Source organism: Micromonospora sp. NPDC048169 (assembly GCF_040652815.1).
Classification (GTDB): domain Bacteria; phylum Actinomycetota; class Actinomycetes; order Mycobacteriales; family Micromonosporaceae; genus Micromonospora.
This window is the reverse complement of sequence record NZ_JBEZMS010000001.1, coordinates 242,507-254,786: the sequence shown is the minus strand read 5'-3', so window position 1 is coordinate 254,786 and position 12,280 is coordinate 242,507. Positions and strand designations below refer to the sequence as shown.

Genomic DNA, 12,280 nt, shown 5'->3' with positions numbered 1-12,280 from the left:
AATCTTGGTACGCGCACGCCCCTTGCGGGGCGTGCGCGTACCAAGATCTCGCCTAGCGTGGTGCGACGCGGCAGCCGGGGTCGGGTCCGGTGTCGGCCACGCCGCAGTGGAACACCTCGACCGGGGCGGCGTCCACGTCGGGCACCTTCGCCACGGTGAGCAGCGCCAGCCGCTTCGCGACCGGTTCGCCGGAGTCCGGGGCGTACCGGATGAGGCCGGCGACCCCCGGGTAGCCGCCGGCGGCGTTCTGCCGCAGCACCTCGGCGTGCACCCCGACCGGGTTGACCGAGCGGGGCTCCCAGCGGCGGCCGGTGTCGGCGTGGCGCAGGCGGGCGGCGAGGCTCTCCAGCGCGCGTACCGTCATCATGGTGGCGTCGTAGGCCAGGCTGACCCGCTCGCCGACCGGCGGGCCGGTCCCGGCGCGGCATCGGGGCGGGTTGAGCAGGCCGTCCGCGCCGATCCAGGTGAGGAAACTGCCCCGGGCGTCGTCGCGCCCGGCCTGCGCGGCCCGCAGCGACGCGCACGTGGCCAGCGCTGCCTTCGACACGTACGTGACCGGCAGGTTGCCCGGCGCGCTGGCGCGCAGCCCTGGGTTGGCCATGTAGCGGTTCACCGAGTCGTCGGCGACCAGGTGCCGGGGCGGGTTCGCGCCGCACTCCTTGAGCGCGCGCATGAACCCGTCGAACTCCGACCAGCGGCCGGCGAAGAAGAGCATCCCCGGGTAGCCGCACTCCTGGGTGAGCCGCCGCCCGCTGCGCCACTCGTCGAGCCGGGTGATCCGGTCGCCGAAGCGTTCCCGCAGGCCGTCGACGAGGGTGGCGACGTAGAGGTCGTCGGTGAGCGAGCTGCCCTCGCCGGTGGTCCAGTAGACGTGCGCCTCCCCCACCCGCAGCACCTGCCGGGCGTACGCCTCGACCATCCGGGCCTGGTCCCGGTTCGGCGCCGACATGGCCAGGTAGAGGCTGGAGTTGGCGTCCATCCGGTCGGCCGACAGCGTGGGGGCGAGCACCGGCAGGCCGACCCGGTTGAGTTCTCGCAGCGCCGCCGCCGTGCTGGTGCGGCTGTCCACCAGCCCGACCACGCCGAGCACTGTGGGGTCGTCGCGGGCCAGCCCCTCCAGCATCCGTACCGCGTCGTCGGCGTGCCGCATCTGCCGCCCGGCGTTCGCCACCACGATGTGCAGCAGCGCCGCGTCGTCCGCCGCCGCCGACTCCTGGAGCAGGGCGTACTGGGCGGTGGCCATGCCCTCCAGCTCCTCCCGCTCGGAGACGTAGGACTCCTCGTCCGCGCGGGTCCGGTTGCCGGTGAGGCTGCCCAGGTAGACAAGCGTCAGGTAGGGGCGGCGGTGCTCGCTGCGCCGCCACACCTCCTCGGCGGCCCGGTTCTGGGCGAAGATGCGCCGCTGCACGGCGCGCAGCCGGTCCTGCCCGGGTTCGCTGTTGAAGACCTGCCCGGCGGTGTCGCTGTAGCCGACGCACTCCCCGGCCACGAGCCGGACGGCGACCCGGTCGGTGGGCCAGGGGCGGCAGTCCGGCGCCCACCGCCCGTGCGCCCACACGCCCAGCCCGGCGACGAGCGCCAGGGCCACCGCGGCGGGCAGGAACCGCCGCGCCCACCAGGGCGGGTCGGGCGCGGCCAGGGCCGGCGGGACGCCTCCCACCGGGGCGTCGACGTCCCGGTCGTCCGACTCCAGCAGCATCAGCCAGGCGCCGGAGCGACGCAGCCGGCGGTTCTCCGGCAGCGCCTCGGCCCACTCCTCGTACGCCTCCTCGGCCTCGGCCAGCGGCCGGGCCGCGGCCGGTTCCGGCGGCGGGTCGGCGGCGACCGCGACGACGAGCAGCGGGTCGTTGCGGCCGGTCTCGTTGCGCACCTCGTCGACGAGCCGGACCAGCGTGTGCCCGACGTTGTCCGGCCGCGCGCCGTCGAGCACCAGCACCGGATAGGCGGTGCGGCGCCAGTCCCCGGGCCGCCAGAACCGCCGCCGGTACGCCAGGCGCAGGTCCTCCAGGAACGCGTGCAGCAGCAGCTTCTCCACCTGGGCCGGGTGTTCGCCGTCGCGCCAGCCGGCGGTGAGCCGCTCGGCGAAGCCGAGGAACGTCACCGACTGCCGGGGCGCCAGGTACTGCTGGCGCATGAACCAGCGGTACTGCCGTCCGACGAGCGGCACCCGGCCGGAGACGGCGATCCGGAACACGACGCCGGGTACGGCCCGCCACAGCAGCCAGAGCAGCAGGTGCAGCGCGGCGCCGAGGCCGGAGTCGCCGCCGACCTGGGGGTCGTCACCGGTCCGCCGTCCTCGCCAGTCCCGCAGCCGGCGGACCAGCGCGGCCCGGCCGCTGTCGGCGGCGTCCAGGTCCACGGCGAGCGTCTGGTGCATCAGCCAGTCGGCCAGCGGGTAGTGGCGGAACCGCAGCCGGGGCGCGCCGAACGCCTCCACGGAGAGTTGCCGGTGCAGTTCGCGCAGCACGGTTGCGACGTCGTCGCCGGCCGGGCGGCCGGTCAGGTCCAGCACGGCGTGCGGCACCCGCCGCCCGGCCCGGCGCGCCGCGAAACGCCGTAGCAGGGCCGCAATCGCGCCGCCCCCGGTGGGCCGGACCAGCCAGAGCAGCGGGAGCTGGCGGTCACCGCGGCGTGGACGCCGCAGCAGCCGGGCCAGCAGGGTGAGCAGTTCCGGGCCACCGGCCGGGAGTTGCTCGCGTACCGGCCGCGGCCGGGTCGCCGGTTCACGCATGGTCACCTCCGGGTCACATGCGGTGTCGCACCATTGTCGACGTTCGATGCAACCCGGCACGGCGGGTCCCCGCTCGACGGACGGGTGTCGAGCGGGGCCCTCCTCGCGTGCGGATCAGCCGATGGCGGCGGTCAGCGCGGCCAGGTAGCCGTAGCGGTAGCCGTCGGCGTTCGGGTGGTACGCCTCGATGACGCCGCTGACGTCGCGGATCCACGGCTGGGCGGCGCACACGCCGTGCCCGGCGAAGAACGGCCGCGCGTCGACGAAGGTGCCCCCGGCCGCGGCGGCCCGGCCGGAGATGACGCCGTTGAGCGTGTCGGCGGCCTGGTTGAGGATGGTGCGCTTGTAGCTGCTCATGGCGAGCAGGCCGCAGGAGCCGGTCTCGAACAGCCGCGGGTAGCCGAGCACCACCAGCCGGGCGTTCGGGGCCCGGTTGCGGATCGCGGCGTACGTGGCGTCGAGCCGGGCCGGCAGCGTCGCGGTGGTGAACGCCCTGGACTCGTTGACGGCGCTCTCGCAGCTGGACGTGCTGCCGAAGCGGCAACTGGTCATCACGTCGGCGAAACCGGCGTCGTTGCCGCCGATGGTGATGGTGACCAGCGTGGTGCTGCTGCTGAGCTGGCCGACCTGGTTGTTCAGCACGTCGGCGGTGACCGCTCCGCCGCAGGCCGGGAACTTGAAGCTGGTGACCGAGTGGGCGGCGGCCCAGAGCGGGGCGTACGACTTCTGGCTGCGCAGGCAGGTGGACAGGTCGTACGGGGCGGCGCCGACGCCGGAGGAGTAGGAGTCGCCGAGGGCGACGTAGTTGACGGTGGCCGCGCGGGCGGCGCCGGGCAGGAGCACGGCGCCGAGCACGGCCGCCAGGACGGCGGCGAGCACGGTATGGACGCGACGGGACATGCAGAACCTCCACGGGGCAGGGGGTGGTGGAGCCCGTTGACCGCGCGCGTGGCCGAGGGATCGGTGGTGTTACTGGGCGGTAATGCTATCGAAACATTTGCCGAAATTGAATAGCCGAGATCGGCCGGACGGGAGCGATATGCTCACATCTGTCGATTAGGTTGGCGGTGACGACACCCGACGGAGGGAGTCCCACAGTGCGACGCGCACTCACCGCGGCCATCGCCGCCCTGACCCTCACCGCGGCCGGCACCACAGTGACCGGCGCACCCGGTCAGGCCGCACCCACCGGCCGGGGCCGGCCGCAGGTCGCGGCGGCCACCCCGACGCCCGGCGGCCCCGGCCTGGGCGACAGCTACTTCCCCGACTACGGCAACGGCGGCTACGACGTCGGCCACTACGACATCCGGCTGCGCTACGAGCCGGCCACCGACCGGCTCAGCGGCACCACGACGATCCTCGCCACCGCCACGAAGGACCTGTCCCGGTTCAACCTGGACTTCGCGCTCGCCGTCGAGTCGGTGCGGGTGAACGGGTGGGTCGCCGGCTTCACCAGGGCCGGCGACCACGAGCTGGTGATCACCCCGGCCCGGCCGCTGACCACCGGCCAGCAGCTCACCGTCGTGGTGAAGTACGCCGGCGTGCCGTCGCAGACCACCGTCTACGGCTACACCGGCTGGACCCGTACCGCCGACGGGGCGCTCGCCGTCAACGAACCCGAGTCGGCCTGGTGGTGGTTCCCGAGCAACGACCACCCGAAGGACAAGGCCACCTGGGACATCTCCGTCTCGGTGCCGACCGGCGTCGAGGTGATCAGCAACGGCGTGCAGCCGCGCGACCCGCTGCCCGAGGCCGGCAACCGCACCCGGTGGAGCTGGCGCAGCGTCAAGCCCGGCGCCACGTACCAGGCGTTCCTGGCCATCGGCCAGTACGACATCGTCACCGACACCGCGCCGAACGGGCAGCCGGTGGTGAACGCGTACAGCACCACGCTCGGCGAGCGCCTGCCGGCCGCCCGGGCCAGCATCGAGCGCACCGCCGAGATCGTCGACTGGGAGAGCGGGCTGTTCGGCCCGTACCCGTTCGAGGCGCAGGGCGGCGTGGCCGGGCCGGTCGACGGCATCGGCTTCGCGCTGGAGACGCAGACCCGCCCGGTGTACGGCCCCGGCTTCTGGCGACGCGGCGCCAACCCGTACGTGGTGGTGCACGAGAACGCCCACCAGTGGTTCGGCGACTCGGTGTCGGTGGCGGACTGGCGGCACATCTGGCTCAACGAGGGCTTCGCCTCGTACGCCGAGTGGCTCTGGTCCGAGGAGCAGGGCGAGGGCACCGCGCAGGAGCTGTTCGACTTCACCTACGACAGCTACCCGGCCGATTCCGAGTTCTGGCAGGTGCGCCCCGGCGACCCGGGCCCGAGCGGGATCTTCGACGACGCGGTATACGACCGGGGCGCGATGGCACTGCACCAGATCCGGCTCACCGTGGGCGACGCCGCGTTCTTCCGCATCCTGCGTACCTGGACCGCCAAGCGGCAGTACGGCAACGGCACCGTCGCGCAGTTCCAGGCGCTCGCCGAGCGGATCTCCGGGCGGGATCTCGACGCGGTGTTCACCACCTGGCTGTTCACGCCGGGTCGGCCCACCGTGGCCACCGCCGCGCGGACGAGCGCCGCGCCGGCGCAGCCGGCCTCGTGGACGAAGATCCGCGCGGCGCACGACCTGCTCGGCCGCTGACCGGGCGCCGGCCGGGCCGCTCTGCCATCGCGGGAGCGACCCGGCCGGCCGGTCAACGGGCGGTCGGTAGCGGTGCAGCGGCCGACGCCGTCCAGGGCTGCGCCGCCTCGACCGCGCGGATGTGTCGGTAGGCGAACCAGAGCGGCGGGAACGCGCCGACCGCGAACGAGAGGTCGACAAGCGTCCAGAACCAGGGGATGTCCCGGATCGGGCCGCAGATCACCGCCAGAGGCACGATGCCGGCGCAGGCGATCATGCCGACCTGGACCACCCACACGTTGCGGACCGGGTCACGCAGCGGCCCCCAGAACGCCACCGCGAGCACCAGGTGCGCGAAGGCCAGCCAGTCGGTGCCGTACCGCAGGAACGGGTAGTCGTCACCGGCCGCCACCAGTCCGACGTGGACCCGCTCGATCCAGTCGACAAGCGCCGGGAACTGCCCGGCGAGCGGATCGGTCGCCGCCAGCAGCCAGCGCACCTCGACCTCCAGCGGGAACGCGGTCACCCCGCTGAGGAAGAGCCCCGCCACCACCAGCCAGAGCCAGCGGCGGATGCGCCGCAGGCGTACCTCGACGTCCATGGCCGCAGCCTAATGACGGTCGTCGTGCCGTCGGGACCCCGTTCGGCATGACCTGGGCCACCCTCCCGGACGGCCGCGCGGGCGCCGCGCCGCGCGGCGGTGGCGGCGGGTGTTAAGAAGGGCCCCCTCCTCTACCTGAGGCGTTAAAAGGGGGCCCTTCCTTTCACCTGGCGGCGAGCGGCTGGCGGGCCGGGTCGACCGGGGCGGGCAAGTCGCCCACCCCACCCAGGTAGGAGTGGATCGCCGCCGCGGCGGCGCGTCCCTCGGCGATCGCCCAGACGATCAGCGACGCGCCCCGGTGCATGTCACCGGCGACGAAGACACCGTCGGCGGCCTGCCAGTCGGGGCCGGAGTCGATCGCGCCCCGGCCGTTGCGGGTCACCCCGAACTGGGCCAGCAGCGGCTGCTCCTCGGTGCCCTCGAAGCCGATGGCGAGCAGCACCAGGTCGGCCGGGATCTCCCGCTCGGAGCCGGGCAGCGGCGTGACGATGCGCCGGCCGTCCACCTTCTCCACTGTCACCTCGGCGATCCGGACCGCGCGGACCTGGCCGGTGCCGTCGTCCACGAACTCCTGCACGGCGACCGCGAAGACGCGCTCGCCGCCCTCCTCGTGCGCCGGGTAGTTGCGCAGCAGCCACGGCCAGGTCGGCCACGGGTCGCGCTCCGCGTCGCGCTCCGTGGGCGGCTGCGGGTAGAGGTCGAGCTGGTGTACGCCGGCCGCGCCCTGCCGGTGCGCCACGCCGAGGCAGTCCGCGGCGGTGTCGCCACCACCGATGATCACCACGTGCTTGCCGGCGGCGTCGATCGGCGTACCGTCGGGCAGCGTGGCGAGCGCGGGCCGCCCGTCCCCGGCAGCGGCCACCACCCGGTTCGCGGCGACCAGGTGCGACATCGCCTGGTGCACGCCGCGCAGGGCCCGGCCCGCCGTCTCCGGGGTGTCCCGGCCCTGCAACGCGCCGCAGGCGAGCAGCACCGCGTCGTGCTCGGCGCGCATCTGCTCGGCGGTCACGTCGACGCCGACCTCGACGCCGGTCCGGAACCGCACACCCTCGGCGGTGAGCTGGGCCAGCCGCCTGTCGATGTGCTGCTTCTCCAGCTTGAAGTCGGGGATGCCGTAGCGGAGCAGGCCGCCGATCGCGTCGTCGCGCTCGTACACGGTGACCGTGTGACCGGCGCGGGCCAGCTGCTGCGCGGCGGCCAGCCCGGCCGGGCCGGAGCCGACGACCGCCACCGACCGGCCGGTCGGGGCGGAGGCGGGCCGGGGCCGCAGGCCGTCGCGGGCCACCGCCGCGTCGGCGATCTCCACCTCGACCTGCTTGATGGTGACCGGCTGCTGGCCACCCAGGCCGAGCACGCACGCCGCCTCGCACGGCGCCGGGCAGAGCCGCCCGGTGAACTCGGGGAAGTTGTTAGTGGCGTGCAGCGACTCCACAGCGGCGTCCCAGTTGCCGGTACGGACCAGGTCGTTCCAGTCCGGGATGCGGTTGCCCAGCGGGCAGCCGTCGTGGCAGAACGGGATGCCGCAGTCCATGCACCGGGTGGCCTGCTCGCGGATCAGCTCCTCACCGGCCGGCGGGTAGACCTCCCGCCAGTCGGAGATGCGCACCGGCACCGGACGGCGGGCCGGCAGCCGCCGGTCGTAGCGCAGGAAACCGTTCGGGTCAGGCACGAGCCACCTCCTGGGCGACCGCCCGGGGCGCGGGCGGTACCGGCGCGGCCGACGGCACGCTGAGCGCGCTCATCACCGCGTCGTCGACGTCTCGGCCGGCGGCTTCGGCGGCCCGCATGATCTCCATGACCCGGCGGTAGTCCCGGGGCACCACGGCGGTGAACTCCTCCACCGCCTGCGGCCAGCGCTTGAGCAGGTCCTCGGCGACCGCCGAGTCCGTCTCGGCGAAGTGCCGCTGCACCAGCTCGTGCAGCCGGTCGCGCTCCTCGTCGCGCAGCGGCGACAGGTCGACCAGCTCCGCGTTCACCAGCCGCTCGTCGAGCCGGTGCACGAACGCGGTGCCGCCGGACATGCCGGCGGCGAAGTTGCGCCCGGTCGGCCCGAGCACCACGACGGTGCCGCCGGTCATGTACTCGCAGCCGTGGTCGCCGAGGCCCTCGACCACCGCCACCGCGCCGGAGTTGCGCACCGCGAACCGCTCCCCCACCCGGCCGCGCAGGAACACCTCGCCGCCGGTGGCGCCGTACAGGATGGTGTTGCCGGCGATGATCTGGTCCTCGGCGCGGCGGCCCGGCGTGGCGTCCACGCCGACGAACGGCGCGGCGGCGTCCGGGCGCACCACGATCCGCCCGCCGGACAGGCCCTTGCCGACGTAGTCGTTGGCGTCGCCGTACAGGCGCAGCGTGACCCCGCGCGGCAGGAACGCGCCGAACGACTGGCCGGCGGTGCCGCGCAGCCGGAACTCGACTGTGTCGTCGGGCAGGCCGGCGCCGCCGAAGCGGCGGGTCACCTCGCCGCCGAGCATCGCGCCGACGCTGCGGTGCTCGTTGCGGACCTCGACCTCGACCCGGACCGGGGTACGGTCGCGCAGCGCCGGCCCGGCCAGCTCGATGAGCCGGTTGTCCAGCGCCGCGTCGAGGCCGTGGTCCTGCGCGCGTACGCCCCGGCGGGACGCCCCCTCGGGCAGCTCCGGCAGGTGCAGCACGCGGCTCAGATCGAGCCCGTGGCCCTTCCAGTGGTCGATCGCGCCGGCCACGTCGAGCAGCTCGGTGTGGCCGATCGCCTCGTCGATGCTGCGGAAGCCCAGCTCGGCCAGGTAGCCGCGGACCTCCTCGGCGAGGAACAGGAAGAAGTTCTCCACGAACTCCGGCTTGCCGGTGAAGCGCTCGCGCAGCACCGGGTTCTGGGTGGCGATGCCGACCGGACAGGTGTCCAGGTGGCACACGCGCATCATCACGCAGCCCTCGACGATCAGCGGCGCGGTGGCGAAGCCGAACTCCTCGGCGCCGAGCAGCGCCGCGATCAGCACGTCCCGGCCGGTCTTGAGCTGACCGTCGACCTGCACCGTCACCCGGTCACGCAGCTTGTTCAGCAGCAGCGTCTGCTGCGCCTCGGCCAGGCCCAGCTCCCACGGGGTGCCGGCGTGCTTGAGCGAGTTGAGCGGGGACGCGCCGGTGCCGCCGTCGTGTCCGGAGATCAGGATGACGTCGGCCTTGAGCTTGGCCACGCCCGCCGCGACGGTGCCCACGCCCACCTCGCTGACCAGCTTGACGTGCACCCGGGCGGCCGGGTTGACGCACTTCAGGTCGTGGACGAGCTGGGCCAGGTCCTCGATCGAGTAGATGTCGTGGTGCGGCGGCGGGGAGATCAGGCCCACGCCGGGGGTGGCGTGCCGGGTCCGGGCGATCCACGGCCAGACCTTGTTGCCGGGCAGCTGCCCGCCCTCGCCGGGCTTCGCGCCCTGCGCCATCTTGATCTGGAGGTCGTCGGCGTTGACGAGGTATTCGCTCGTCACGCCGAACCGGCCGCTGGCGATCTGCTTGACCGCCGAGCGCCGCGCCGGGTCGTGCAGCCGCTCGACGTCCTCGCCGCCCTCACCGGTGTTGGACTTGCCGCCGAGCCGGTTCATCGCGATGGCGAGCGTCTCGTGCGCCTCCGCCGAGATCGACCCGTACGACATGGCGCCGGTGGCGAAGCGCTTGACGATCTCGGTGGCCGGCTCGACCTCGTCCAGCGGCACCGCCGGGCGGACGCCGGTGCGCAGCGTGAACAGCCCGCGCAGCGAGCCCGCCCGCGCGGCCAGCTCGTCGACCTTGGCGGTGTACTGCCGGAACACGTCGTACTGGCGGCTGCGGGTGGCGTGCTGGAGCAGGAAGACCGTCTCCGGGTTGAACAGGTGCAGCTCACCCTCGCGGCGCCACTGGTACTCGCCGCCGACCTCCAGCCGGTCGGTGGCCTGCGCGCCCGGCGCCGGCCAGGCCCGCGCGTGCCGGGCCGCGACCTCGGCGTGGATCTCGGCCAGGCCGATGCCGCCGATGGTGCTCGGCGTGCCCCGGAAGTATCTGTCGACCAGGCGGGTGTCCAGGCCGACGGCCTCGAAGACCTGCGCGCCGCAGTAGGACGACACGGTCGAGATGCCCATCTTGGACATGATCTTCAGGACGCCCTTGCCGAGCGCCTTGACGTAGTTGCGGACGGCCTTCACCCGATCGACGCCGGCCAGGACGCCGGTGGAGATCATGTCCTCGACCGACTCGAAGGCCAGGTACGGGTTGACCGCCGCCGCGCCGTACCCGATCAGCACCGCCGCGTGGTGCACCTCGCGGCAGTCGCCGGACTCGACGATCAGCGCCACCTGGGTGCGGGTCTGCTCGCGGACCAGGTGCTGGTGCACCGCGGCGGTGAGCAGCAGCGACGGGATCGGCGCCAGGTCGGCGTTGGAGTCCCGGTCGGAGAGCACCAGGATGCGCACGCCGTCCTCGATCGCCTCGGAGACGTGCCGGCAGATCTCGGTCAGCCGGGCCTTGATGCCGGCGCCGCCGTCACGGATCCGGTACAGGCCGGACACCCGGACCGCCTTGAAGCCGGGCAGGTCGCCGTCCTCGTCGATGGACAGGATCTTGGCCAGCTCGTCGTTGTCGATCACCGGGTACGGCAGCACGATCTGCCGGCAGCTCGCCGGCCCCGGGTCGAGCAGGTTTCCCTCCGGCCCGATCGTGGACGCCAGGCTGGTCACCAGCTCCTCCCGGATGGCGTCCAGCGGCGGGTTGGTGACCTGGGCGAAGAGCTGGTGGAAGTAGTCGTAGAGCAGCCGCGGCCGGGTCGACAGCGGGGCGATCGGCGTGTCGGTGCCCATCGAGCCGATCGGCTCCGCGCCGCTGCGGGCCATCGGGCCGAGCAGGATCTTCAGCTCCTCCTCGGTGTAGCCGAACGTCTGCTGGCGGCGGCGTACCGAGTCGTGGGTGTAGACGGTGTGCTCGCGCGGCGGAAGGTCGTCCAGCTCGATCAGGCCGGCGTGCAGCCACTCCTGGTACGGCTGCTCGGCGGCCAGCTCGGTCTTGATCTCGTCGTCGGAGACGATCCGGCCGTTGACGGTGTCGACCAGGAACATCTTGCCCGGCTGGAGCCGGCCCTTCGCGACCACGCTGGCCGGGTCCAGGTCGAGCACACCCGCCTCGCTGCCCAGCACCACCAGGCCGTCGGCGGTGTGCCACCAGCGGCCCGGGCGCAGGCCGTTGCGGTCCAGCACCGCGCCGACGATCTCGCCGTCGGTGAACGCGACGGACGCCGGGCCGTCCCACGGCTCCATCAGGCTGGCGTGGAAGCGGTAGAACGCGCGCTTGTCGGCGCGCATGTCCGGGTCGTTCTCCCACGCCTCGGGGATCATCATGAGCACCGCGTGCGGCAGGCTCCGTCCGGCCAGGTGCAGCAGTTCCAGCACCTCGTCGAAGTTGGCCGAGTCGGACGCCGCCGGGGTGCACACCGGGAAGACCCGGCGGATGTTGCCCGGGATGCTCGGGCTGCGCAGCAGCGCCTCGCGGGCCTGCATCCAGTTCCGGTTGCCCCGGATCGTGTTGATCTCGCCGTTGTGCGCGATGAACCGGTACGGGTGCGCCAGCGGCCAGGACGGGAACGTGTTCGTGGAGAAGCGCGAGTGCACCAGCGCGATGGCGCTGACCACCCGCTCGTCGGTCAGCTCCGGGTAGAACGCCGGGAGCTGGTCCGGGGTGAGCATGCCCTTCCACACCATGGTGCGGCCGGACAGCGACGGGAAGTAGGCCGGCACGCCCCGCTCGGCGGTCTCCCGCTCGACCTGCTTGCGCAGGCAGAACGCCACCCGGTCCAGGTCGAGCCCGGTCAGCGGGGAGCCGGCCGGGCCGGCCGGCGAATCGGTCAGCCGGCGCGCGGCCACGAACAGCTGCCGGACCCGGGGCATCGCCGCGAGCGCGGTCTCCCCCAGGCCGGACGCGTCGGTCGGCACCTCCCGCCAGCCGAGCACGTCGGCGCCCTCGACCAGCGCGTACTTGTCGACCACCCGGCGGGCGCGGGCCTCGGCCGCGTCGTCGTCGGGCAGGAACACCAGACCGGTGGCGTACTGGCCGGCCGGGGGCAGCGGGAAGTCGACGGTGGCGCGCAGGAACGCGTCCGGCACCTGGATCATGATGCCGGCGCCGTCGCCGGTGTTGTGCTCCGCGCCCCGGGCGCCCCGGTGGTCCAGCCGGCACAGCGCCCCGAGGCCGTTCGCGACGACCTGGTGCGAGCGCCGCCCGTGCAGGTCGGCCACGAAGGCCACGCCACAGGCGTCGTGCTCGTACGCGGGGTCGTAGAGCCCGGTCTGCGGGGCCGACTGCGGGCTGTGAGGGTACGGAAAGGCCACCGGGCCTCCT

The 12,280-nt window shown here is 73.6% G+C and carries 6 protein-coding genes; 1 reads left to right on the top strand and 5 read right to left on the bottom strand.

Features of this window, described 5'->3' with window-relative positions; translation table 11 throughout:
* Positions 1–52 precede the first annotated feature (52 nt).
* Both AB0D28_RS01125 and AB0D28_RS01120 read right to left on the bottom strand, forming a co-directional pair.
* A complete protein-coding gene (locus tag AB0D28_RS01125; RefSeq protein ID WP_357380891.1) occupies positions 53–2,731 on the bottom strand; it encodes a hypothetical protein in 2,679 nt (892 codons plus the stop codon).
* A 114-nt stretch (positions 2,732–2,845) separates the two neighbouring features.
* Complete coding sequence (locus AB0D28_RS01120) at positions 2,846–3,631, bottom strand: SGNH/GDSL hydrolase family protein (RefSeq protein WP_357380889.1); 786 nt, start codon at positions 3,629–3,631, stop codon at positions 2,846–2,848.
* Positions 3,632–3,828: 197 nt separating this feature from the next.
* Here AB0D28_RS01120 and AB0D28_RS01115 point away from each other — a divergent pair, with 197 nt between their 5' ends.
* Positions 3,829–5,364 carry a M1 family metallopeptidase gene (locus AB0D28_RS01115; RefSeq protein ID WP_357380887.1) on the top strand — a complete coding sequence of 512 codons (1,536 nt, stop codon included), beginning with the start codon at positions 3,829–3,831 and terminating at the stop codon, positions 5,362–5,364.
* A gap of 52 nt (positions 5,365–5,416) precedes the next feature.
* Here the strand turns inward: AB0D28_RS01115 and AB0D28_RS01110 are convergent, their stop codons facing one another.
* From AB0D28_RS01110 to gltB, 3 genes are all read right to left on the bottom strand, one after another.
* Positions 5,417–5,944: a hypothetical protein gene (locus tag AB0D28_RS01110; RefSeq protein WP_357380885.1), complete on the bottom strand. Its 528-nt coding sequence runs from the start codon at positions 5,942–5,944 to the stop codon at positions 5,417–5,419.
* A 163-nt stretch (positions 5,945–6,107) separates the two neighbouring features.
* Entirely contained in the window at positions 6,108–7,613 is a 1,506-nt protein-coding gene (locus tag AB0D28_RS01105; RefSeq protein WP_357380883.1) for a glutamate synthase subunit beta, read from the bottom strand.
* A complete protein-coding gene (gene gltB, locus AB0D28_RS01100; RefSeq protein ID WP_357380881.1) occupies positions 7,606–12,270 on the bottom strand; it encodes a glutamate synthase large subunit in 4,665 nt (1,554 codons plus the stop codon). The genes AB0D28_RS01105 and gltB overlap by 8 nt, the downstream gene beginning before the upstream one ends.
* Between the last annotated feature and the right edge of the window lie 10 nt (positions 12,271–12,280).